This window comes from Streptomyces sp. NPDC042259 (assembly GCF_055582085.1).
Map to the genome: position 1 here is coordinate 70,575 of NZ_JBVJDW010000002.1, position 23,239 is coordinate 93,813.

At 72.3% G+C, this 23,239-nt stretch carries 16 protein-coding genes; 12 read left to right on the forward strand and 4 right to left on the reverse strand.

From position 1 onward, the window contains the following. Nucleotides 1–186: 186 nt before the first annotated feature. Nucleotides 187–1,281 carry a carboxylate-amine ligase gene (locus ACZ6MA_RS05550; protein WP_469431313.1) on the reverse strand — a complete coding sequence of 365 codons (1,095 nt, stop codon included), beginning with the start codon at nucleotides 1,279–1,281 and terminating at the stop codon, nucleotides 187–189. Nucleotides 1,282–1,471: 190 nt separating this feature from the next. Here ACZ6MA_RS05550 and ACZ6MA_RS05555 point away from each other — a divergent pair, with 190 nt between their 5' ends. From ACZ6MA_RS05555 to ACZ6MA_RS05570, 4 genes are all read left to right on the forward strand, one after another. Further along, nucleotides 1,472–1,693, forward strand: a complete 222-nt coding sequence (locus ACZ6MA_RS05555; RefSeq protein WP_469431314.1) for a hypothetical protein — start codon at nucleotides 1,472–1,474, stop codon at nucleotides 1,691–1,693. A gap of 184 nt (nucleotides 1,694–1,877) precedes the next feature. Beyond that, nucleotides 1,878–3,176, forward strand: coding sequence for an amidohydrolase (locus tag ACZ6MA_RS05560; protein WP_469431316.1), 1,299 nt, complete (start codon nucleotides 1,878–1,880; stop codon nucleotides 3,174–3,176). Between the two features lie 158 nt (nucleotides 3,177–3,334). Beyond that, entirely contained in the window at nucleotides 3,335–3,526 is a 192-nt protein-coding gene (locus ACZ6MA_RS05565) for a hypothetical protein (RefSeq protein ID WP_469431317.1), read from the forward strand. 9 nt (nucleotides 3,527–3,535) lie between these two features. Then, on the forward strand, nucleotides 3,536–4,420 hold the full coding sequence (locus tag ACZ6MA_RS05570) for an SDR family oxidoreductase (protein WP_469431318.1): 885 nt from the start codon (nucleotides 3,536–3,538) through the stop codon (nucleotides 4,418–4,420). A 116-nt stretch (nucleotides 4,421–4,536) separates the two neighbouring features. Here ACZ6MA_RS05570 and ACZ6MA_RS05575 read toward each other — a convergent pair whose 3' ends face one another. Next, the gene (locus ACZ6MA_RS05575; RefSeq protein WP_469431319.1) at nucleotides 4,537–6,003 is read right to left on the reverse strand and encodes an aminotransferase class I/II-fold pyridoxal phosphate-dependent enzyme; all 1,467 of its coding nucleotides are present in this window, start codon (nucleotides 6,001–6,003) and stop codon (nucleotides 4,537–4,539) included. 276 nt (nucleotides 6,004–6,279) lie between these two features. Between ACZ6MA_RS05575 and ACZ6MA_RS05580 the strand changes: the two genes are divergently transcribed. After that, nucleotides 6,280–6,630, forward strand: coding sequence for a PRC-barrel domain containing protein (locus tag ACZ6MA_RS05580; RefSeq protein ID WP_469431320.1), 351 nt, complete (start codon nucleotides 6,280–6,282; stop codon nucleotides 6,628–6,630). Nucleotides 6,631–6,727: 97 nt separating this feature from the next. Here the strand turns inward: ACZ6MA_RS05580 and ACZ6MA_RS05585 are convergent, their stop codons facing one another. After that, nucleotides 6,728–7,945: a cytochrome P450 gene (locus ACZ6MA_RS05585; RefSeq protein ID WP_469431321.1), complete on the reverse strand. Its 1,218-nt coding sequence runs from the start codon at nucleotides 7,943–7,945 to the stop codon at nucleotides 6,728–6,730. Between the two features lie 431 nt (nucleotides 7,946–8,376). Between ACZ6MA_RS05585 and ACZ6MA_RS05590 the strand changes: the two genes are divergently transcribed. From ACZ6MA_RS05590 to ACZ6MA_RS05615, 6 genes are all read left to right on the forward strand, one after another. Beyond that, the gene (locus tag ACZ6MA_RS05590; protein ID WP_469431322.1) at nucleotides 8,377–14,499 is read left to right on the forward strand and encodes an SDR family NAD(P)-dependent oxidoreductase; all 6,123 of its coding nucleotides are present in this window, start codon (nucleotides 8,377–8,379) and stop codon (nucleotides 14,497–14,499) included. 7 nt (nucleotides 14,500–14,506) lie between these two features. Beyond that, a complete protein-coding gene (locus tag ACZ6MA_RS05595; protein ID WP_469431324.1) occupies nucleotides 14,507–16,639 on the forward strand; it encodes a 3-hydroxyacyl-ACP dehydratase in 2,133 nt (710 codons plus the stop codon). Further along, on the forward strand, nucleotides 16,636–18,237 hold the full coding sequence (locus ACZ6MA_RS05600; protein ID WP_469431326.1) for a PfaD family polyunsaturated fatty acid/polyketide biosynthesis protein: 1,602 nt from the start codon (nucleotides 16,636–16,638) through the stop codon (nucleotides 18,235–18,237). The genes ACZ6MA_RS05595 and ACZ6MA_RS05600 overlap by 4 nt, the downstream gene beginning before the upstream one ends. 103 nt (nucleotides 18,238–18,340) lie before the next feature. Then, nucleotides 18,341–19,258: a hypothetical protein gene (locus ACZ6MA_RS05605; protein WP_469431327.1), complete on the forward strand. Its 918-nt coding sequence runs from the start codon at nucleotides 18,341–18,343 to the stop codon at nucleotides 19,256–19,258. Nucleotides 19,259–19,327: 69 nt separating this feature from the next. Continuing rightward, nucleotides 19,328–20,182 (forward strand): hypothetical protein, encoded by an 855-nt coding sequence (locus tag ACZ6MA_RS05610; protein ID WP_469431328.1) that lies wholly within the window; start codon nucleotides 19,328–19,330, stop codon nucleotides 20,180–20,182. Nucleotides 20,183–20,278: 96 nt separating this feature from the next. Then, nucleotides 20,279–21,532 carry a DUF1266 domain-containing protein gene (locus ACZ6MA_RS05615; RefSeq protein ID WP_469431329.1) on the forward strand — a complete coding sequence of 418 codons (1,254 nt, stop codon included), beginning with the start codon at nucleotides 20,279–20,281 and terminating at the stop codon, nucleotides 21,530–21,532. Between the two features lie 61 nt (nucleotides 21,533–21,593). Here ACZ6MA_RS05615 and ACZ6MA_RS05620 read toward each other — a convergent pair whose 3' ends face one another. Then, nucleotides 21,594–21,806 carry a hypothetical protein gene (locus ACZ6MA_RS05620; RefSeq protein ID WP_469431330.1) on the reverse strand — a complete coding sequence of 71 codons (213 nt, stop codon included), beginning with the start codon at nucleotides 21,804–21,806 and terminating at the stop codon, nucleotides 21,594–21,596. A 298-nt stretch (nucleotides 21,807–22,104) separates the two neighbouring features. Here ACZ6MA_RS05620 and ACZ6MA_RS05625 point away from each other — a divergent pair, with 298 nt between their 5' ends. Beyond that, nucleotides 22,105–23,226, forward strand: coding sequence for a PP2C family protein-serine/threonine phosphatase (locus ACZ6MA_RS05625; RefSeq protein WP_469431331.1), 1,122 nt, complete (start codon nucleotides 22,105–22,107; stop codon nucleotides 23,224–23,226). Nucleotides 23,227–23,239: the final 13 nt, after the last annotated feature.

A 23,239-nucleotide genomic window follows, 5' to 3' on the forward strand; every position in this document is an offset into this window, starting at 1 on the left:
AGTGGTTTCCTGCCGGGGGTTCACCGGGGTAACTGGCCGTCACCGTGGAAGTTGCGCATCCTCACTCGTTCGCCCCAGGCCGGCCGCTCCCCGGCCATCTGATCGGCGGTTACCCGCACGTCACGGCCCGCGCGGGTCGCGTCCCGGGGAGCGGACGCCCTGGCGCGGCCGCGTGTTTCCCGCCGCTCAGTCCGCGGTGCCTTCGAGGGTGACGAGGTCGGCCAGGGCGCGCAGCCCGCCGTCGGCCAGGGCCTGACGCTGCCGGTCGGCCGGCGTACCGCGCTGGAGGAAGTGGTGCAGCAGGGAGGTCACCTCGCGGGTGTCCCCGCTGTCCTCGAGTGCGGGAGCGATGTGGTCGAGCAGCATGCAGACCAGGTCTCCGGCGGACTGCTGGCAGCCCCGGGGGTCGATGAGCCTGCCTTCCAGTCCGTGCCGGGCGGCGTGCCAGTTCGCCGCGTACAGCGCCTCCGGCAGACACGAGGGCACGGGGACTCCCGCGCTCTCCTCGCGCAGCGCGGTGGTGGCCAGCGCGCGGACGATGCCGGCGAACATCGCCGCCTCCTCCGCCCGGAGCTGGACGTCGAAGCAGCGCACCTCGAGGGTGGGGTACCGGTCGGAGAGGCGTGCCTGCCAGTAGACCTGGCCGGTGTCCGCGATCGCCCCGGCCTTCACCAGTGCGTCCACCCGCCGCTCGTAGTCGGCCGCGTCGGCGAAGTGCGGGGGCGGCCCGCTGACGGGCCAGCGGCCGAAGACCACCGTGCGCCAGCTGGCGAAGCCGGTGTCCTGGCCCCGCCACAGCGGTGAGTTCCCCGCCATGGCCACCAGCACCGGCAGCCACAGACGGACCCGGTTGAGGACCGCCACGCCCGCCGACCGGTCGGGCACCGCCACATGCACGTGCATGCCGTTGACCAGTTGCTCGTCGACCAGCCGCACCCCTTCCGCGCGCAGCGCCAGATAGCGGGGGCTGGGGGTGACCGGGACCGGGACCCCGCCGGTGAGCGGCGCCGCCCCGGTGGCCGCCGCCCGGCAGCCCACGCTCGCGGCGGCGGCGCTGACCGCGTGGCGCAGCCGCAGCAGGTGCCCGCCGACCTCGGCCAGGTCCTCGCAGACGGGCGTGGCCACCTCCACCTGGGCCTGCAACAGCTCCGGCTGGACCTCTCCTTCGCCCGCGATCCTCTGCAGCCCGGCCGCCGCCCGCGTTTCCTCGCCCAGGGGCACGGGCAGGGCGGTGACGGGGTCGAGCAGCAGGTACTCCTCCTCCACACCAATGGTCATCACTCAGCTACCCGTACCCGCACGTCGGAAGGCCAATCCCGGCGTCCCCCCTGGGTGCGTAACCGACCGCAGAGCGCCCCGCGGTGAACCGGGGGCGTCGGCGAGGGCGCCCCGGGATGCGTGGGACGCCCGGGCCGCGCACGCTGGAACGACGACCACTAGAAGCGTTCTCTGCGCGAAAGGGTGAGTTTTCGTGATCGTCCAGAAGCTTCACGAGGCCGGAATGAAGAGTGAACACGCCTACTGTGCGGCCTTCGCCTCCATCGGCTTGACGGTAGTGGCGTGGGCAGGCTCGTTGAAGACGGAACCGGCGGGTATGGCCCGGGCCGACCGCTGGGGCATCTTCGTCGGAGAGTGGGCCCCGACCTTCTTCGCCCTGGGACTCGCGCTGGCCCATTACGAGGACAGGGACTGACCGCCCGGGCGGTGCGGGAGGCGGCGGACTACCGCCGACTTCCGCACCGCCCGACTGCCGCCTCGCCGCGACTGCAACCGCAACCGGGCCCGGTCCCCGGAAAGACGCGCGCTTGTCCGCCGCCCCGCGGGTAGACGACAACCCGTCGGCGCCGCGCGACCGTGCGCGGCCGGGAGGAGGCAGCGTGCCCGGACCCGAGGAACCCATGGACCACCCGCCCGGCCCGCGGACCGGTCCCCCCGCTCCCCCGCCCCAGCCATCGCCCCCGTCACCGGCCACGGTCTCCGCACCGGCCCTGTACGAGCGCATCGACGCGGCGGTGCGGGCCCGTGCGACCAAGCTGTGGGACATCGCGCTGCGCCTGCACGCCACACCCGAACTCGCCTTCGACGAACACCGGGCGGCGGCCCTGCTGACGGATGAGCTGGAACGGGCCGGGTTCACCGTCCGACGGGGCGTCGCGGGCATGCCCACCGCGTTCGTGGCCGACTCCGGATCGGTGCCCCGCCCCCGTGTGGCTCTCCTGCTGGAGTACGACGCGCTGCCGGAGCTGGGCCATGCCTGCGGACACAATCTGATCGCCGCGGCCGGGCTCGGTGCGGCGCTCGCCCTGCGCGCCGCGCTCGGCGAGGAGACCGGGCGCACCGGCACCGGCACCCTGACCGTGGTCGGCAGCCCCGCGGAGGAGGGCGGCGGAGGCAAGGTGGCCGAGGTGGCGGCGGGTGTCTTCGACGACCTCGACGCCGCGCTGATGTTCCACCCGGGGGTCCACGACTGGTCGTGGGCGCCACTGACCGCCCAGGTGGAGGTCGCGGTGGCGTTCCACGGGCGGGCCGCCCACCCGACCGGCAACCCGACCGAGGGCGTGGACGCCCTCGCCGCCCTGATCCAGTTGTTCACCGCACTCGACGTGTTACGACGGCGGCTGCCCCCCGGCTCCCACCTCCAGGGCATCGTCACCGACGGCGGGCGGGCCACGAATATCGTGCCCGCCTATGCCCGGGGGGTGTTCGGGCTGCGCGGGGCGACCACGACCGCGCGCGACGACCTGGTCGGTGAACTGCGTCGCTGTGCCGAGGGCATCGCGGCCGCCACCGGGACCCGCTGCGAAGTGGACCGCTCCACCGGCGGCTACCGGCATTTCCGCGACAACGAGGTCCTCTCCGGGCGCTTCGCCCGGCATCTGGCCGCGGCGGGCATCACGCTGGGGCCGCCGGAGGCGGGGGTGTATCTGGGGTCCTCCGACATCGGCGATGTGAGCGCCGTGGTTCCGGCCATCCACCCCTTCGTGGCCGTCATGGGCCCCGGCGGTGCCGACCACACGCCGGAGTTCGCCGAGGCCGCCGCGAGTGAGCGGGGTCGCCGCACGATGCTGGCCGCGGCCCGGGCGCTGGCCCGTACCGCCGCGGACGTCTTGGTGGAGCCGGGGTTGAGCGAACGGTCCTGGGCGTGCTGGCGGCGGAAGGCAGCCGCGGGGATGTGAGACGCGAACCGGGGGCATGTGCGCCGTGGCCGGGGGCCCAGCCCCTCGTTCGGGGCCCTCACCAGGAATGACCCGCTCCGGAAGGGGAACGGAGACAACCTGTGAGAGGGCGTGGCCCCGAGGCCCGCCCCGGTTCCGTGACACGGGAGGTGGAGGAGATGAGCCACGGCGAGAAGGCCGAGACGGCTGTCGATGAGGTCATCAAGGAGTTCGCGGAGGCCGGGACCCGGCCGGACGAACGGCCCGACGGCGAGGCGGGTGACGCGATCACACCCAGTACCCGGGCGCAGGAGGAGGCCGCACGCGGCGGGAGCGGACGTAAGAAGCGGGACGGACACGAGAAGCGGTAGGTGATCAGCATGTCGCAGGAAAACCCGGACAACCCGGCGAAGCGCTACCCGCGGCCGGAGTTTCCCCAGCAGGAGCAGGCCCATCCGGGACACACCGAACCGATGCGGCCCCGGCCCGATCACGGGGAGGAGTCGTACCGGGGCAGCGGCCGGCTTCAGGACCGCCGGGCGCTGGTCACCGGTGGTGACTCGGGCATCGGGCGCGCGGTGGCCCTGGCGTTCGCCCGCGAGGGCGCGGACGTGTTGTTCACCCATTTGCCGGAGGAGGAGAAGGACGCCCAGGAGACCGCCCGTCTGGTCGAGGAGGCGGGACGCCGGGCCGTGGCGCTCCCCTGTGACCTTCGTGAGGAAGGCGAATGCCGGCGGGTGGTCGACCGTGCGGTGAGCGAGTTCGGCCGGATCGATGTCCTGGTGAACAACGCCGCTTACCAGATGGCCCAGTCCGAGGGCATCGAGGCCATCACGACGGAACAGTTCGACCGGGTGATGCGGACGAATCTGTATGCGATGTTCTGGCTCTGCAAGGCCGCCCTCCCGCACATCCCGGAGGGCGGGAGCATCATCAACACCACTTCGGTGCAGGCGTACCAGCCAAGCCCCCACCTGCTCGACTACGCCACCACGAAGGGCGCCATCGTCACCTTCACCCAGGGGCTGGCCGGGCAGCTCGCCGAACGGGGCATCCGCGTCAACGCCGTCGCCCCCGGGCCGGTCTGGACCCCGCTGATCCCCGCCACCTTGCCGGACACCGCCGGCTTCGGGAAGCAGAGCCCTCTGGGACGCGCCGCCCAGCCCGCCGAGATGGCACCCGCCTATGTCTTCCTCGCCTCGCAACAGGCGAGCTACATCACCGCCGAGATCCTCAACGCCACCGGTGGCACTCCCCTGCCGTAGGTACGACTGCCGGCGGTGCGACGCTCACGGCCCCACCGCACCGCCGGTGGTGGCGTGGCGCGGTTCCCCTGGGGTTCCGCGCCACGCGGGCCGTGGCCGATGCGGCGCCGGGGCCGTTACGGCTCGATGGCCACCCGCACGCTCGTCACGTCGGTGTCCACCGCGTCGGGTACGACCATTCCGGCGTCGATCCCGCTGCGGAGGTAGTCGAGCACCTCCATGGTAAGCCGTTCGCCGGGAAGGGCGGCGGGGATGCCCGGCGGGTAGGGCGTCAGCATCTCGGCGGTGATGCGTCCCACCGCCTTCTGCCAGGGCACCTGCTCGGTGGGACCGAAGTAGGCGTCCCGCGGCAGCATGACCTGCTCCAGCCGCAGCTCGGCGGGAGAGGGCACGAGCACCCGCGGGCCGGGGTCCAGTTCTCCGGCGTGCCGGACCAGGTCGTGCAGGGCCTCCAACAGCCTTTCCGCCGACTTCTCGTCGTCCGCGTGCGTGAACTGGGCACTGATCCGCCGGTGGTCGCTCAAGTGCAGATTGATGCGGTGCCGGTCGCGAAGCCAGTCGGCCGCGTGGTAGCCGACGACGCCGAGGGCGGTGATGTCGATGATGATCTGGAGGGGGTCCATGTCCGCGGCGCGGTCGGGCCCGCAGAAGTCGGCCCGCCCGTGGACGTGCATGCCCTCGATGCCCTCCACCCGCTCCCGCACGCGCCCGACCAGGGCCAGGGTGTCGTCGTAGAGGGTGCGCCCGTGCTCGACCATCTGGCGACGCCACCCGTCGAGCGCCGCGTAGATGAGGGAGGACGGGCTGGTGGTGCCCAGGAGGTCTTCACGGGACTTGAGCACGGCCGGGTCGACGAGGTCGCCCTGAAGATGGAAGACCGACCCCTGCTCCAGCGCCGACCCCATCTTGTGCACCGATGTCACGCACACATCGGCTCCGGCGTCCATCGCCCAGGTGGGAAGGTCGGGGTGGAAGGGGAGATGGGCGCCCCACGCCTCGTCCACGATCAGCGGTTTGCCCCGTCGGTGGCAGCTCTCGGCGATGGCGGCGAGGTCCGAGCACGTGCCGTACGGGGTGGGGCTGGTCACCAGGGCACCCCGGGCGTCCGGATGCTCCTCGAACGCGGCCTCGAACGAACGGGCCGTCGGCGGGTGGGCCAGATGCAGGTCGGGATCCCACTGGGGCTCGACCCAGATCGGTCGCATGCCGGACAGGATGAGGCCGGAGACCACGGACTTGTGGGCGTCCCGGCCCACGAGGATCTTCTCGTGCGGGCCGGCGACCGAGAGCATGGCCGCCTTCACGGACAGGGAACTGCCGCCCGTCGAGAAGAAGGTGTGCTCGGCGCCCACGGCGTCGGCCATGAGTGCCTGCGCACGCTCCAGGACGTTGTGGGAGGACGTACGGTCGTCGAGGCCGCTGGTCGCCAGGACGTCGGAGTGGAAGACCGCGTCCCCGAGCACCTCCCGCACTCGTGGATCCGCGCCCCGCCCCTGTTTGTGCCCGGGGGGCGTGAAGGGCAACTGCCCTTGCGCGTGATAGGCGGCCAATGCTTCCAGGACAGGCGCTTTCGAATGATCCATACCAGGCGCGTTCCCCGGGTGACGGCCGGGGAAACGATTGCGTGCCCTCCCCCGCCACCACTCGTCAGCCGTGAGCGGCCATTCGAAAGAACCTTCTCTCGCCGACCAGTGGCACCAGCCGTGCCAGCCTTCCGCCCCCTCGGATAATTTTTTGAAAATGGTCTGGCGGCTGGTGTGTCGACCGGCGAATCACGGGCACGCGATGCATCGAGGAACGGTCGCCCCCTTGCGGGGACGGCTTTCTGACGGCTTTATCGTCGATGAAGGAGTCCTTTCATGTACGACAACATCTGGGGTTACCAGCCGGCGGCCGGCCACACGGCGGGTACCAGCCTGGTCGGGTACAAGGTCGAGGCCACCGACGGAAGCATCGGCAAGGTCGACAAGCACAGCGACGAGGTGGGTTCCGCGTACCTGGTCGTCGACACCGGCGTATGGATCTTCGGGAAGCACGTCCTGCTGCCGGCGGGCACCATCGTGCGGATCGACCCCGAGGAACAGAAGATCTACGTGGGCCGGACCAAGGACGAGATCAAGAACGCCCCCGAGTTCGACAAGGACAAGCACATCGGGGACCCGGGGTACCACGACCAGGTGGGCGGCTACTACGGCAGCCCCCGTACCTGAGGCGGTACCGCGTGCGGAACAGCACACAGGGGTGGGCCCGCCGGCAGTCCGGCGGGCCCACCCCTGTGCCGTGCGCCGTGCCGCCTATCGCCACGGTTCACCAGGCGACCGGCAGGGTCTCCGGCCCCCGGATCAGCGCGGCGCGCTGCCAGGCGATCTCCTTCGCCGGCACGGCCAGCCGCAGGTCCGGGAACCGGGTGAGCAGCCCGGAGAGCATGATCTCGGTCTCCAGCCGGGCGAGCATCGAGGCCAGGCAGAAGTGGGGTCCGTGCCCGAAGGAGAGGTGCGGGACGCGCGGCCGGTCGATGTCCAGCTCGTCCGGGCGCTCGAAGACGGACGGGTCGCGGTTGGCCGTGAGGTAGGAGGCGTACACCACCTCGCCTTCCGCGATGACGATGCCCCCCACCTCCACGTCCTCGGTGGCGATACGGGCGATGCCCACCCCGCGGCGGTGCGGAACCCAGCGCAAGAGCTCCTCCAGGGCCCGCGACAGGGCGGCCGGTTCGGCCCGCAGCCTGGCGGCCAGAGCGGGCTCGGTGAGCAGCGCGTAGACCATGTTGGCGCTGTTGTTGCGGACGGCGTGGGTGGCACTGATCTGGATGAGCACGGCCAGGGCGACCGCCTCCGGCTCGCTGAGTTCGCCGCTCGCCACCGCCGCGGACAGATCGCCGGCCAGATCGTCCCGCGGTTCGGCGCGCCGGTGGCGCAGGAGCGTGGCGAAGTACGCGCGGACCTCGGCCTTGGCCGCTTCGCTCTCCTCCCGGGTGAGCGCCGCGGTCAGGAGCATGCCCGTCCAGTGCGCCATGCGGGGCCGGTCGGCGGGTGGCACTCCCATCACGTCGCTGATCACCGTCAGCGGCAGGGGGCCGTTGAGGTGCTCCATCAGGTCCGCGGGGCTGCCGTGCCGCTCCATCGCGTCGAAGAGTTCGTCGGCCGTCCGCCGCACGAAGGGCCGGAGCCGTTCCATCCTGCGCGTGGAGAAGGCCCGGGCGACGGCCTTGCGGAGCCGGGCGTGGCGGGGCGGGTCGGCGAAGCCCACGGCCTCGTCCTGGGGGACGGTATGCGGGGACAGCCTGGTGACGGACCGGCCGATCAGCGCCTGCCGGCTGAAACGGGCGTCGGACGTCACCAGTTTGACGTCCTGGTAGCGGGTGACCAGCCAGGCGTGGCCCTCACCATAGGGCAGCTTGATCCGGGCGATCGGCTCGTGGTGCAGCAAGCGGGTCATGAAGGGGTCGAATTCCAGGGCCGGCAGGTCGTCGACTGCCCAGTCGTGTGCCGGTAGCGGACCTGGCCCGGAATCGGTCGTCGTCATCGGTGCGCCCCTACGTCCTTCGGCCGTTACCCCGACCCCGGCCCCGTTGTCAGGCTGATCCGACGATTCCCGCGGACGGTGGGCCGCACCCGTGAAGTCCCCCGTACGGGGGACTCACGTCTGCCGTCCGACGGAGGAGCCGGCCAAGGGTTGCTGTGTTGCCCTGCGTCAATCGAGGCGACACCTTTCCCGAACGGGTGATTCACCGGCAGTGGTGTTTACGGAGCGGGCGAAAATTCCCTGTGCCACACGCGGAGTGCCGGCAGCCGGAGAAAAACGCGTCCGTGGCGCCGAGTCGGTGCATACCTCCTGTGGCATTCTGAGGCACTCTCATCGGGGCATTCGGCCGTCACCGTGCCGGGCGTACCGCAGAGCGGTCTGTCGCCCACTGCCGCCGCCCGCCCCACCTGTCCGACAATAATGAGGTTCGTATGCTGGATGCAGACGAATTCCGGCTGGCCAGAAACCCGATCGCCATCATCGGCGTCGCCGGAATGTTTCCGCAGGCGCATGACGTGCGCGAATTCTGGTCCAACGTGGTGTCCGGGCGGGACTGCATCACGGAGGTACCGGAGACGGCATGGCGGGTCTCGGACCATTACGACCCGGACATGTTCGCCGAGGACAAGACCTACGGCCGCCGTGGTGGCTTCCTGCCGCCCACGGTCTTCGATCCGATCGAATTCTCCATGCCCCCCTCGACCCTGGATTCCATCGGGCTGGTCCAACTGCTGAGCCTGCGGGTGGCGGGAGAGGTCCTCAAGGACGCCCGGTGCGAGGGGTCCGGTTGGTACGACCCGGCGCGTACCGGCGTCATTCTCGGAGTGTGCGGCCAGAGCAGCAACGTCGTGCCGCTGGGCAGCCGCCTCTACGCCCCGATCGTCCGGGAGTCCGCACTGAGCTGCGGGCTGTCGGAACGGGACGCCGACGAGATCGCCCGCAAGTTCAAGGCGGCCTCACCCCCGTGGACCGAGAACAGCTTTCCCGGCAGCCTCGCCAATGTCGTCGCCGGACGCGTCGCCAACCGGTACGGCTTCGGGGCCGCCAATTGCGTCGTCGACGCGGCGTGCGCGAGTTCCCTGGCGGCGGTGCGCATGGCTGTCAGCGAACTGGTGGAGCACCGCGCCGATCTCATGATCACCGGTGGCTGTGACGCGGACAACTCGGTTCTCCAGTTCATGTTCTTCAGCAAGACGCCCGCGCTGTCCCCGAGCGGGCACATCAAGCCCTTCGACCGGTCCGCCGACGGCACGCTGCTCGGCGAAGGAATCGGCATGCTGGCGCTCAAGCGCCTGGCGGACGCCGAGCGCGACGGTGACCGGGTCTATGCCGTACTGCGCGGGCTGGGCGGCTCCAGTGACGGGCGGACCAACAGCATCTACGCGCCCTGCGGTGAGGGGCAGTTGCAGGCGTTGCGGCGCGCCTACACCGACGCCGACGCGCCCGTGGGATCCGTCGAACTCATCGAGGCCCACGGCACCGGCACCACGGTGGGGGACAGCACCGAACTCGCGGCCCTCAACACCTTCCTGGAGGGCTCCGGTGAGGGAGCCGGGAACGTGGCGGTCGGCAGCGTCAAGTCCCAGATCGGTCACACCAAGGCGGCCGCCGGTGCGGCGGGACTCATCAAGACCGCCCTGGCGCTGCACCACAAGCTGCTGCCGCCCACCATCAACGTCGACGCGCCCAACGAGAAGGTGGCCGGGAACGGCGCCCTGTACATCAACACCCGTGCCCGGCCGTGGGTGCGCGACCCGCACCGCCCGGTCCGCCGCGGCGGGGTGTCCGCCTTCGGCTTCGGCGGAGTGAACTTCCACGCCGTCCTGGAGGAACACCAGCCCTCCGACACCCACGCGCAAGCCCTGCACGGCACCCCGAAGGCGTTTCTGTGGCACGCGCCGACCCCCGAGGCCCTGGTGCAGCGGCTCCGGGAAGGGGCCGCCCCCGAGCCCGCCGGGGCGATCCCCGCCGACCACGCCCGGCTGGGGGTCCTCGCCACCGACGACGACACCCGCGCGGCCCTGGTGGCCGAGGCCGTCGCCCATCTCGACGCGCACCCCGGCCTGCCGGACTGGAGCCTGTCCGGCCGTGTCCACTACCGGCGCGCCGCGCTGCCCGCCGGCACGAAGGTGGCGGCCCTCTTCGCCGGGCAGGGCAGTCAGTACGTGAACATGGGGCTGGAGGCCTCCCTGTGTGTCCCTCCGGTACGTGAGGCCTTCGACGAGGCCAACGCACTGTGGCCGGACGAGGAGGACTCCCTCGCCCGGGTGGTCTACCCCGCGCCGGGGCGGTACGACGCGCCCGAGAGCGCACGCAGGCTGCGGCGGACCTCCTACGCCCAGCCCGCCATCGGCGCCCTGGCGATGGGCCAGTACCGCTTCCTGTCCGAGCTGGGCTTCGCCCCGCGGGCACTGCTGGGGCACAGCTGCGGCGAACTCACCGCGCTGTGGGCCGCCGGGAGCCTCACCGACGACGCGTGTCGGACGCTCACGCGCAAGCGCGGACAGGCCATGGAACCGCCGGCCGTCGACGGCTACGACCCCGGGGCCATGGCCGCGGTGCGTATGTCCGAGGGCGCCTGGGAGGAGCTGGCCGCCGACCACGGCGAGCTGACGCTGTGCAACCGCAACGCGCCGGACGAGCTGGTCATCGGCGGCCCGACCCCGGCCGTCGAGCGCTTCACCGAGGCCTGCGCCCGGGACGGTGTCGCGGTGCACCGGCTGCCGGTCGCCGCCGCGTTCCACACCCCGCTGGTCCGGCACGCCGCGGCCGCCTTCGCCGAGGCCGTCGAGGGCGTGGAGCTGTGTCCCCCGGCGACGCCGGTCCTGGCGAACACCCCCGGCGCGGTCTACGGCGGTGACACGGCGGCCAACCGCCGCGTCCTCGCCGAGCAGCTGCTGAACCCGGTGGACTTCGCGGGCCGGGTACGGGAGCTGCACGCCGACGGCTTCGGGGTCTTCGTGGAATTCGGGCCGAAGCAGGTCCTGACACGGCTGGTGCTGCGTACCCTCGGCGAGGGCACGGTGGAGGCCGTTCCCACCGACCTCGGCCCCGGTACCGACAGTGCGGCGGCCCTCAAGAACGCCGCTCTGCGGCTGGCCGTGCTGGGTGTGGAGATCACCGGCATCGACCGCTACGACGCCCCGGCACCGCCACGGCGCCCCGAGCCGTCCGCGGTGGCCCGCCTGCTGGAAAGCCATGCCTTCGCCGTGAACGCCTGCCGGCCGCGCTACGAGGCGGAGCTGGCCAATGGGTATCAGTGCGCCGCCGCGCTCCCCGCACCGGATACGGCTCCCGTACCCACGCCGGAGACGGCGCCCCCGGACCGGTCGGACGGTGAGCTGGCGCGCGCCGCGACCGAGCAACTCGACCTCCACGCGCGGTACATGGAGAGTCAGCTGCACACCGCACGGCGACTGGCCGACCTGCTGAGCGCCCGTCCCGACGAGGAGGCGGACCCCGCCCTGCTCTCCCGGGTCGAGGCCGTCAGGGACCACAGTGTGGCCCTGAGCCAGGCCCACATCCGCACGCACGAGATCATGCTCGAATTCGCCCGCCTGCGCCATGAGGTCACCCCGTCGACGGGCCCGGTGGACGCGAACGGCATGAGCGCGCCCTTGGACGGACAACAGTCGGACCCCGCTCACGCCCCGGCCGAGGTCACACCCGGCGCGTCCGGCCCGGCCGACGAAGACCGTCTCCCGCAGGCCTTGGCCGTGCCCGCGCCCCGCCCCGCCGTCACCGGACCCGATACACCGGCGACCGGGCAGGACGGCCCACCGGACACCATCCCCCAGCAGGCCGGCGCGCCGGACGCCGGCGCACCCCCCACGGACCCGGCGGACATCGAGCGGGTGCTGCGCGAACTCGTCGCGGAGAAGACGGGATACACCGTCGACATGGTGGAGCCCGACCTGGACATCCAGACCGACCTGGGCATCGACTCCCTCAAGCAGGTGGAGATCGCCGCCGAGGCGTGGCGCCGCTATCCGTTCCTGCCGCGTGAGGAGATCTACCGGTTCGCACAGGCTCGTACGGTCCGTGACCTCGTCCTCCTCCTGACGGACATCGCCACCCCGGAGGGCGACCATGGGAACACCGTCGAACCGGTACCGCTGGGGCGCGCGTTCGTGACCTTGCGGCCCGTGCCCGGGCCCGACGCCCTCGCCGACGCCTACGGACCGCACCCCACGGCACTGCTGCTGGACGACGGCAGCACACTGGCCACCGCCCTCGCACAGGGCCTGACCACACAGGGCTGGCGGACTCTGCGGCTCACTCTGCCCGGCCTCGCGGCGGCCGGTGCGAACCGGTGGGCGCTCGGCGACTGGCAGGAGGAGACGCTGCGTGAGCGGATCGGCGACGCGCTGGCGACGGTGGAGCGGCTGGACCTGTGCGTGCTGCCCGTCGGCCGGGGGGAGCCGCTCGACACCACCTCGGTGATCACCCGGCTGAGCCACGCCGTCCTCGTCGCCAAACACCTCACCACCGCCCTCAAGGACACCGCGGCCGCCGGGCACCGGGCAGGTTTCGTGGCCGTCACCCAGATGGACGGTGCCCTGGGACTGGCCGGCTCCGGCGGCGATCTGCCGCAGGCGCTGACCGGCGGGCTGGGCGGCCTGGTCAAAGCCCTCGCCGTGGAGGAACCCGACCTGTTCTGCCGCGCCGTGGACTTCGCTCCCGGTCTGGCCCCCACCACGGTGGCCGACCGGTTCCTCCACGAGATCACCGACGCCGCGCCCCTGCGCGAGATCGCGTGGGACGACACCACCCGGCACGCCCTCACCGTGTCCGGCGCCCCCTCGCCCCTCCTGCCCGCCACCACCGTTCCCACCGCTCCCGAGCCGCACGACCTCCTGTTGGTGACCGGCGGAGCGCGCGGCATCACCTCCTGGTGCCTCACCGCCCTCGCGGCCCATCGCCCGTGCGGATTCCTGCTGTTGGGCCGCACGCCGTTGGAGGACCTGCCCTCCTGGGCGGCCGGGCTCGACAGCGAGGCGGCGCTGCGCGACGCCTGTGCCGAGCGGGCCCGGGCCGACGGCCACGACCCCGACGACCCGCGCGTCCGCGAGTCCCTGGACGCGCGGGCCCGGCGCCTGGACCAGCACCGGGAGATCCACGCCACCCTCGCCGCACTCCGCGCCCACGGAACCGAAGCCGACTACGTCGCCGCAGACGTCGGCGACGCCGCCGCGGTCCGGGCCGTGCTGTCGCCCTACGCCGAGCGGGTGACCGGTGTGATCCACGGCGCCGGTGTGCTGGCCGACCAACCGGTGCGGCAAAAGAGCGCACAGGACGTCGCGCGGGTCGTGGGGGCCAAACTCACCGGGCTGGCCAACGTCCTGGCCTGTCTTCCGGCCGACCGGCTGCGCCACCTCGTCGTCTTCACCTCCGTGTCCGGCATCTACGGCAACGGCCGCCAGACGGACTACGCGATGGCCAACGAGGCCCTCAACCGGTTCGCGTGCGCCTGGAAGGCCCGGCACCCGGACTGCCGGGTCGCGGCGCTGGCCTGGGGGCCGTGGCGCGGGGGCATGGCCTCGGCGCAGGCCCAGGAGTTCTTCCTCCGGCTGGGGCTGCCGTTGCTCAGCCGGGAGGAAGGCTGTGCGTACTTCGTCGAGCAGATGGCCGCCGAGCACTGCGACGACCTGGTGACCGTCCTCGGACCCGTCGAATCGGTCTTCCAGGCACCTCCGCTGCCCTCGCGGGGCGCGGACCTGCTGCGTGACCTGGACGGTCTGGCCGCCGAGCCCGTGCTGCTCCACCACAGCATCGACGGGCGTCCCGTGCTGCCGATGACCGCCGCCATCGGCTGGGGCCTCAACGCGGTGGAACGCACCCGCCCCGGGCGGCCGGTGACGGAGGTGCGTGACTTCCGCGTCCTCAGGGGGCTCGTCCTCGACGGCACCGAGCCTTCGCGCGGACGGATCACGATGCGCCCGCGGGCAGGCCAGGACACCACCGGCGTCCATGTGGTGATCGGCGACGACGGCGGGGCGGCGGCGCGCTACGAAGGCGTGTTCCAGTCGTCGGCGGCCGGCCTCACCGCGCCGAAGCGGCTGGATCTTCCCTCGTGCCGAGCCGAGGAGGGCCGCCACCATTCCGCCTACGACGACGGCTACCTCTTCCACGGGCCCTTGCTGCGCGGTCTCGGCCCGGTGCTGGCCGAGGACGACACACGGCTCATCGTCACCGCACGGCTCCGGGACCCGGCGCTGGCCGAGGGGGCGTATTCCGGTATGTCCTACAGCCCCGCCCTGGCCGATCTGCTGCTCCAGGGCGCGGCGCTCCTCGGGCGGCGGCTGTGCGGGCACCGCTGCCTGCCGGTCGCCGTGGAACACGTGGAACTCTTCGCCCCGCTGCCCGACGACGAACCCTTCGTCATCCATGTGACGCTGATGGACCGCGACCCGCTGCAACTGACCTGCGCCGTCACCGCCTGCACCCCCGACGGTGAGGTCCTGCAGCGCTGGAACGGCCTGAAGGGAATCGTGGTGGCGCCCGAATTGGCGAGCAGGGCCGCATGGCCGGCTCCGGAAACCCTGAGCCGGTGAGTGCGTGATGCCGGACCTCCGCGACTTCCCCGACTCCCCCGAGCAGGCAGAGACCATGGACGACCTCGGATTCGACGGCCCGCACTTCGTCACCCCCTGGTGGCCCGAAGCCGGGCAGGGTACCCCCGCCGCCCCGCCCGCCCTTGTCCTCCCCCGCACCCGGGCGACCCCGTACCGTCCCGGCGATGTCACCCAGCTGACCGAGGACATCGCCCATATGTCCCGCACGGCACACCGGTTGACGCTCCGGGCACACCAGGCTCTTCAGGAGTGGATCCTCGAAGGCGCCGGCCGGCCGTCTTCCCTCCGGGGCGGGGACGACCGGCCCCGGGGACCGCTCGCCGTTCCCGCAAGCGGTTCGGCCTCCATGGAAGCCGAACCGTCACGGCCCCGACGGGCACTGCCGGAGCATCCGCGCCGGGTCCGGCCCCTGGCCCGTACCACCCGCCACCGCGTCGGGCCGCCGGACCTGGCCCTGCTGGCCGCCGGACGTGCCGCCGAAGTCTTCGGCCCCGCCTTCCGGCCACGGGGCGACCACCCGGCCCCGGCGGGGCCGGACGGCTTCCGGCTCCTCGACGAGGTCGCCTTCTCCGGTCTCCGCGCCGGCCGTTACCGGCAGGGGCGGCTGACCGCCACGACCCGGCCCGCCCGGCCGGGCGACCGGGCCGGTTCGGCGCCTCTCCTCGAAGCGGCACGGCAGGCCCTCGAGGTCTACGCCCTGTACCTCGGGTTGCATCTGTGCCTGCCCGCCCCGCGCTTCCATCCCTGGGACGGCGAGGCGGGTGTCGAGGTCGCGGACCGCACCCGGCTCGGCGGGCCGCTGACCCTGGAGGCCGACATCGTCACGGTGGGCCTCGTGCCCCGGCCTCATGTGGTGGCGGACCTGCGCGTGCTCGACGGACCGCGCCTCGTGGCGCGCCTGCACGGCGTGGGAACGGTACTCCGCGAGGAACCCGGCGCCGTCGTCATCCCTCGCGAGCCCGCGCACACGCTTCGGCACACCACGGGCGGCGAACCGGCCTACGTCCACGAACTGCACACGGCGCACGCCGCCGAAGGTGATCTCAGCGTCGCCTTCGGCCCGGCCGGAGACGCCTCGCGCCAGCGGATCCGGCCCCGTCTGCCCCGGGGCGACTTGCTGTTGCTCGACCGGATGCTGACCGTCCCCTACCGCCAAGGCGAGTACCCCACCGGAGTGACGTACACCACCGAATACGACGTACCCGACGACCCGTGGTACGTCGAGGAGAACGCCGGCCCGGTCCCCCACCTGCTCTACCTGGAGGCGGCGCTCCAGGCCGCAGGGTTCGTCGGAGCCGCGATGGGCGCCGGCCTGGAGTACCCGCGAGAGGACCTCGCCATCCGTAACCTCGAAGGACAGGCGTGCCTGCTGCGAGCCGTGGAACTGCCCGGACGCACCATCCGCCAGCACACCACGCTGCTCTCCCACACCCCCCTGCCGGGGGCGATCCTCCAGCGGTACGGGGTCGAACTCATGCTGGGCGACGACGTCTTCTACCGCGGACAGACCGTCCACGGCTTCCTCACCGAATCCGCCCTGGCCCAGCAGCAGGGCATGGACGCGGGGCGCCTCGTCCCACCGTGGCTGCACCGCCAGGAGACACCGCCGCGCACCGCCCGGACCCTCGACCTCGACCGGGGCGACCGGCCGGGCCGCGGCCGGCTCGACTTCCTGGCCGGGGCCGAGGCCGAGCTGGTACCGGACGGGGGCACACACGGGGCCGGTTATCTGCTGTGCGCCAAGCCCGTCGACGCCGACGACTGGTACTTCGCCCAGCACTTCCTCAACGACCCCGTCATGCCCGGCTCCTGTGGCATCGAGATGCTCTCCCAGATGGTCAAGGTGTTTCTCGCGCACACCGGCGCCGTCCCCGAGGACCGGCTCCACGCGCTCGCACCGCACCCGGGCGAGGAACTGCGGTGGACCTATCGGGGACAGATCCTGCCGCACCACCGGCAGGTACAGGCCGAGGTGCACATCCGCGAAGTCCGCCGGGAATCCGGCCGGCTCGTGGCCCGGGCCGACGGCAGTGTCTGGCGGGACGGGCTGCGCGTCTACGCCGTGGAGAACATCGCCCTTGGGGACGACACCGACCACCGGACGCGGGTGACGGTATGAGCGTGCACTTCGACCCCGCGCGGGTCCGCGAGGTACTCGGCGATCTCGACCAGCCGTGCTACGTGGTCCGGGCCGGCGGACGCGTCGGCGCCACCTCCCACCCCCCGCGGCCCGGCAGCACGGTCCACGTCCTCGCCGCCGTGCCGCCGATGGCCACCCGGCAACTGGGGTCGACGGCCTTCCTCCGTGACCACGGGGCGGAACAGCCCTACATGGCGGGGTCCATGGCGGGCGGCATCTCCTCCGAGGAACTGGTCCTCGCGCTGGTGCGCACCGGCCACCTGGCGTCATTCGGCGCGGCGGGCCTGCCCGCCGGACGCGTCGAACAGGCCGTGATCCGCCTCGGCCGGGATGCCCCCGGCCTGCCCTGGGCCTGCAACCTCATCCACAGCCCGGCGGCTCCCGAGGCCGAACGGCAGGCCGTCGACCTGTACCTGCGCCACCGGGTGCGCCGCGTCGAGGCGTCCGCGTTCCTCCAGCCCACCCCCGACCTCGTGCGGTACCGGGCGGCCGGGCTGCGGGGAAGTCCCCACACGGCGGTGCACGCCGACAACCGGGTGATCGCCAAGGTCTCCCAGGCCGGGACCGCCGAGTTCTTCCTGCGGCCGGCCCCCGCCGAACTTCTCGCCCAGCTGGTGCGCGAGGGGCGTATCACCGCCGACCAGGCGGAACTGGCCGGGCGGGTCCCGTTGGCCGATGACATCACCGTGGAGGCCGACTCCGCCGGGCACACCGACCGGCGGCCCCTGGTGACCCAACTGCCTTTGATCACCGCGCTGCGCGACCGCGAGGCACTCGCGGGACGCCCCGGCGGCGGGGTGCGGATCGGCGCCGCCGGTGGGATCGGCACCCCCCAGGCCGCCTTCGCCGCCTTCGCCATGGGGGCGGCCTACGTCGTCACCGGATCGGTCAACCAGGCCTGCGTCGAGGCCGGAACCTCGGCCGCGGCCAAGGCCCTTCTCGCGGAAGCGGAGATCGGCGACTGTGCCATGGCGCCGGCGGCCGACATGTTCGAGATGGGCGTCGACGTGCAAGTACTCAAGCGCGGCACGCTGTTTCCGGGCCGGGCGGCCTGGCTGTACCGGCTCTACCGCGAGCACGAGGGGCTGCACGAACTGTCCCCGCGGGACCGCGAGCGGCTGGAGGCCCAGATCTTCCACCGTCCGCTGGACGAGGTGTGGCCCGAGGTGGCCGCCTACCTGCGGGCGAACCGGCCCGACCGGGCCGAGCGCGCCGAGCACGATCCCAAGCTCCGGATGGCCCTGGTCTTCCGCTGGTATCTGGGGCTGTCCTCCCGCTGGGCGGCACACGGGGAAGCGGACCGGGCCGGTGACTTCCAGATCTGGTGCGGCCCGGCCATGGGCGCGTTCAACGCCTGGGTCCACGGCACGCCGTGGGCCGCGCCCGGCAACCGCAGGGCGGCGGACATCGCCCGGGGCCTGCTGCGGGGCGCCGCCTACCACAGCCGTCTGGCACAACTCCGCTTCGCCGGGGTGACGCTCCCGCCCGCGTACGCCTCCTTCCTTCCGCCCACCGGGGCGCCACAGGGAGCGGGCGCGCAGGGGCACCCGGAACAACCGTCGCTCGCCGGCGTCTAGGTCGTATCCCTCAAGCGCCGGTCAGGCCGGCGGGGCCCGCCGCCGCGGGCGGCCAGGACGCTGCGCAGCCGAAGACCACCCACGCGAAAGGCCTCGCATTCCCATGGTTCAGATCGACGCGTTCTGGTCGTACGGGATCGGCGCGGGCTTCGCGCTCGCCGCCGCCGAGCAGCTACGCCTGGCCGATGGTGACCCCATGCGCATCCGCGGCATCCGTGACCGGTCCCTGCTGCGGGCCCTGTTGTTCCTCGGGCTGGTGTTCACCCCGATGGGCATGTGGCTGGCCGCCCGGTTCCCCGGCTGGGAAACCATGTACGCCGCCCAGACGATGCCACCGTGGGGCACGGCCGTCCTCAGCGCCGGCGTCACCCTGTTCGGCACGCTCGGCTGTCTGATCACCTACCGGCTCCTGACGCGGGGCAGGACCCGGAGAGCCGTCCTGCACCTGCTGCTTCCCCACGTCGCGTCGTTCTTCGTCCTCGTCCACGGCTGGGACGGCACGGGGATCCACCGGTTCCTGGCCGTCACGACGGGACCACGGGGACCATGGCCGACGGGTGCGCCGGGAAGCGAGGAAGCCGTCCGCTGGCTTCACTCCCCCATCGCCGTGTCCCTCCTGTGCATGGGCCTCGTGTTCTTCCCGGCGCTGATCGGTATGAACGCGTGGCACCACACACGGGGGCTTCGCGATCAGCCGGTCCCGGCGTGGTGGTGGGGCCTGCGCATGACGGCGATCGCGCTGGGCCTGTTCCTCGGCCCCTGCCTCGCCCTGGCCGTGACGGCTTCCCTCAGCCTGCACGTCTTCGGCAACCTCGTGGGGGGCGTGCTGTGGGTGCTCGCCGCCGCCGTCTGTCTGCGTCCTCAGGGGACGGTGGCCCACTGGGGGCAAAGGCTCGTTCTTCCCTCCGCGCACTCCTGGTCCCCGCACTCCGTCACACCGGTCCCGGCGCCCGCGCCCGCCGGGGACGAGATGGCGTCATCGGCAGGCCCGGTGTCTGACACCGCCGGCGCACGAGGGTGATCACCCCGCCGGAACTCTGGGTAGAGTGTCGCCGCCACAAGAACATCGCAGGTGAGGCAGGGTCAGGGCATGGGCATATTCGACCGGGCGCGGAGTCTGGGCGATTCGGTGGGCGCCGCGGCCACCGCCTTGGGAAGAGACGTCGCACTCGCCGTACAGCGCGGTGCCGACGCGGGACGGGCCGGCACCAACGCCTCCGGTGACTGGGTGCTGTCCGTCCTGCGCTCCCTGCCCGCCCCCGCCGCGCCCACGCACGTGCCGTGGGAGTTCTCGCTCGGCGCCCTCATCTGCCGGCACCCCAAGGTCCCCGCCATCACCGCGAAGGCATTGCGCCCCTTGGACAGCATCGGCGCCCTGCGGTTCGGGCCCGAGACGGTCGGTTTCGACGGCGAGGACATCCCGTGGTCGAAGGTCGTCAGCCTTCAGCTGCACGACGCGTTCAGCGCCATGACCACGGAGGCGCTGGACGCCGAGATCGACCGGATCCGGGAACTGCTGCCGCCGCTTCCGGGACGGAAATGGGTGGTCACCAAGGTCGTCGAGGGCCTCGCGTCCGTCATGCTCGCGGCACTGGAGCAGGCGGCCGAACAGCGGCTGGAGACCGTGGCCGTCGCCTGCGAGATCACCTATCGGGGGGCGTTCGGTCTGCGGAAGACACTGCGGGCCAACATGTTCACCACGGCCCTGCTGGCCCAGCAGGCGGAGGTCATGCGCAGCCTGGTACGCACCGCCGAGGCACACGGCGTGCCCGCCCTTCCCGCGGAGGCCCCCCAGCTGGGAACGCCGGCCGCCGAGCGGGTGCGTGCGCTGCGGGAACGCACGGACGCGATGGCCGCTCGGCTCCGTGCCGAACAAGGCGCCGAACACGGCGCGGAGGCCCCCGCCTTGGAGCCCGCACCGCGAGTGCCGGGCCGTACGGGCTGACAACACGCTCCGGCCCGGCTCCGGGCAGGACAGCCGTTACCGTACATACGCGATCTCGAGATGGAGCCCGGCCGGGACCGGAGCGGAAGGAACCCCATGCACGCGGCAGCCGAGGACGAGGTCCACGACGAATTCTTCCCCCTGGTCCCGGCGCCGCGGGACGGCAGTCGCTGGCAGGCGCCCACCGACCTGGAGCAGTACCTGTACAAGCTGTGCCGGGCGGACAACGCGTACGCCTATCTGCGCACCCTCGCGATCGAGGGGGTGTACTACCCGGTGCGCCTCGACCAGGCACAGGCGGCCGGTGAGGGCACCTGCCCCATGCTGACCACCGAGACGCCCGACGGCCGCACCATCGCACAGGTCTACACCCCCGGTCTGCTGCCGCGCCCCCATCCGTACCTCGTCTACGAGTACGCGACCCTCGGCGCACTCGCGGAAATCGTCCCCGACGAGGCCGACATTCTGGCGGTCAACGCGGCCACGCCCTGCGAGCAGTACTTCCTGACCGACGACGACGAACGGGAGACGTGGCTGGGCCTGCACCACGAGCTGTTCTCCCCGGACGCGCTGATGGACCGTGTGGTGACCCGGCGCACCGGCGCCCCCTCCGGCCGGCTGTTGCACGGGCTGGCCTGCGGGGCACACCTGTGCTTCCGCAACGGTGACGCGTGGAACACACCGCACTGGCACGGCATGGGCTACCGGGGCGAGACCGAACGGCTCGCCGACTCCTGGGGCGTGCACGGCCGTGCGGACTGGCTCGGGGTCCAGGAGCGGCTTCTCGACCGCGAGGTGAGCCCCTGGTACTGGGACTTCGTGCTGGAGGCGCGGACGGCCATGCTGCGTGCGGGGGCCCGCAGTGTCGATCCCGGGCGGTGGCGCGACGGTGTGGAGTCGGCGCTGCGCGAGCGTGCCGGGGGAAACGGCACGGGCGACGACGACCCCGAGTTCGGTGCGTTCGTGGCGCATCTGCGTGCCCTCGTGGGCAAGGTGCTGCGCTACGAGGCCCGTTTCCGCGCCGACGGACTGCTGCCGCCCGAGGGTTTCGTGCGCACGATCGCGGCCTGGGACATCGGGCGCGGCTCCAAGATGGCCCGTTGGGGCCGGGGCGCCCGGTATGCCACGGAGGCCGAGATGCTCACGGCGATCGAGCGCGCGGCCGTGGCCGCGCAGGCCTCGTACGACTCGTGGGAGGAGTTTTCCGCCGGATACGTCCTGGGCCGGTGTCTGCACTTCGACGAGGAGGAGTTCGGGCCCTGGTACACGACGGTCCTGGACGCACACCGGGCGCTGACCACCGACCCGGAGAGCCCGTGGCGGACGGTGCCGTTCACCACCGGGTCCTGACCCCTCGGGCCGTACGCCCCCACCATGCTCCGGCCGGGGCCGCCCCATGGCTGAGGAGTCGTCAGGGGAGGTCTTGAACGACGTGTTCGGCGGCTCGGTGTTCGGCGGTGGGCGGGTCGAGTTCGCTCAGGGTCAGCAGTGAGGTGTCGTCGCTGAGGTACTTCTCCCACGCCGCGGCCATCTGTTCCTGTTTTTCGGCGGGCATGCGCTGTACGTCGTCCCGGCTGGCCGGGCTGAGGGCGTTGAGGAACCGTTTCACGGTGTCGGTCTGCATGGTCCGTCCCTGGTGTCCGCCCGGCCGTGTGCCGTGCGTAATGTCGTCTCCTGGTTGTCTTCCAGCGATCCGCGGGGATGGCACCTCTTTCCCGCCAGGGTCACCTGACCGGCGGTCCCGAAGGGCGGCAGCCCCGGCACGTCGGGGGTGCCGCCTCGGCCGCCGCCCGCGCGGAAGCCGTAGGACGCCAATCTCACGCGGGTGCGCACGGCGGCGTGCCGGCGACGGTGTCCGCGTGCACCGCACACCGGACGTGTCGGACGAGACCCGGGCGCCGTCGGCAGGGTAAGCAGGGACCATGCGCCTTCCGCACCGTCCGCTGGGCCAGGGCCAGCCGTGGCGGGACCGCCCCGGACTGATCGCGGTGCCGCTCGGGCTCATCGCGGTGATCGCGGCGGTCGACCTGGCGACCGGTGCGGACATCCATCTGGGGCCGCTCCTCGTCGTGGCACCCGCCATCACGGCGGCGATCGGCGGTCCCCGGCTGACCGCCCTCATCGGCGCTCTCGCCGTGGGCACCCAGACCGTACTCAGCGTGGTCTTCGGCCGCCTGGACACAGCCGACCAGCAGACGCAGATCGGGGCCACCCTCGCCGTCTCCCTGTTCATCGTCGCTTTCCGCATCGTCCACGAGCGGCACGAGCGGACCCTCGGCCAGACCCGGCTGGTCGCCGATGTCGCTCAGAAGGTCCTGCTCAGACCGCTGCCGTCCAGGATCGGTCCGCTGCGGGTGGCGTCCCTCTACATCGCGGCGGACGCCGAGGCCCGTATCGGCGGCGACCTGTACGCGGCGGTCCGCACCCGGCAAGGGACCCGCGTCATGATCGGCGATGTACGGGGCAAGGGCCTCGCCGCCGTCGGTCACGCGGCCCTGCTCCTCGGCGCCTTCCGCGCCGCCGCCCACCGCCATCCTCCGCTGCCCCGGCTGGTCGCCCACCTCCACAACACCGTCTACTGGGACACGGCCGAACCGGCCACCGGGCCCGAAGCCGGGGAGTGCTTCGTGACCGCCGCCGTCCTCGAGATCCCGGACGAGGGCGAGCGGGTCCGGCTCGTCAACTGCGGCCACCCGTCCCCCCTGCTCCTGCGCGACGGCGAGGTCACCGCGCTCGCGGTGAAGGACCCGGCCCTCCCGCTCGGCCTGGGCGGTGACGTCACCGAGGACGACTACGTCTCCGAGTCGTTCGACTACCGGAACGGCGATCTGATCCTGATCTATACGGACGGCGTCATCGAGGCACGCGACGGCAAAGGTGCCTTCTACCCTCTCGCGGAACGTCTGGCCGCGTGCGAGGAGACCGGCCCGCAGCATCTCGTCGACCACGTCCATGCGGACCTGCTCGCCCACACCGGCGGCACCCTCGGGGACGACGTCGCCCTCGTCGCCATCCAGCGCGTTTCCAGCCCGTCCGGTGATTGAGGCCGGGCCCGAC

Excerpts from the sequence above, each read along its gene's own strand:
- ACZ6MA_RS05590 (WP_469431322.1), top strand. The coding sequence starts at position 8,377 with ATGCTGGATGCAGACGAATTCCGGCTGGCCAGAAACCCGATCGCCATC.
- ACZ6MA_RS05615 (WP_469431329.1), top strand. The coding sequence starts at position 20,279 with ATGCACGCGGCAGCCGAGGACGAGGTCCACGACGAATTCTTCCCCCTG.
- ACZ6MA_RS05610 (WP_469431328.1), top strand. The coding sequence starts at position 19,328 with ATGGGCATATTCGACCGGGCGCGGAGTCTGGGCGATTCGGTGGGCGCC.
- ACZ6MA_RS05575 (WP_469431319.1), bottom strand. The coding sequence starts at position 6,003 with ATGGATCATTCGAAAGCGCCTGTCCTGGAAGCATTGGCCGCCTATCAC.
- ACZ6MA_RS05580 (WP_469431320.1), top strand. The coding sequence starts at position 6,280 with ATGTACGACAACATCTGGGGTTACCAGCCGGCGGCCGGCCACACGGCG.
- ACZ6MA_RS05570 (WP_469431318.1), top strand. The coding sequence starts at position 3,536 with ATGTCGCAGGAAAACCCGGACAACCCGGCGAAGCGCTACCCGCGGCCG.
- ACZ6MA_RS05600 (WP_469431326.1), top strand. The coding sequence starts at position 16,636 with ATGAGCGTGCACTTCGACCCCGCGCGGGTCCGCGAGGTACTCGGCGAT.
- ACZ6MA_RS05565 (WP_469431317.1), top strand. The coding sequence starts at position 3,335 with ATGAGCCACGGCGAGAAGGCCGAGACGGCTGTCGATGAGGTCATCAAG.
- ACZ6MA_RS05625 (WP_469431331.1), top strand. The coding sequence starts at position 22,105 with ATGCGCCTTCCGCACCGTCCGCTGGGCCAGGGCCAGCCGTGGCGGGAC.
- ACZ6MA_RS05585 (WP_469431321.1), bottom strand. The coding sequence starts at position 7,945 with ATGACGACGACCGATTCCGGGCCAGGTCCGCTACCGGCACACGACTGG.
- ACZ6MA_RS05620 (WP_469431330.1), bottom strand. The coding sequence starts at position 21,806 with ATGCAGACCGACACCGTGAAACGGTTCCTCAACGCCCTCAGCCCGGCC.
- ACZ6MA_RS05605 (WP_469431327.1), top strand. The coding sequence starts at position 18,341 with ATGGTTCAGATCGACGCGTTCTGGTCGTACGGGATCGGCGCGGGCTTC.
- ACZ6MA_RS05595 (WP_469431324.1), top strand. The coding sequence starts at position 14,507 with ATGCCGGACCTCCGCGACTTCCCCGACTCCCCCGAGCAGGCAGAGACC.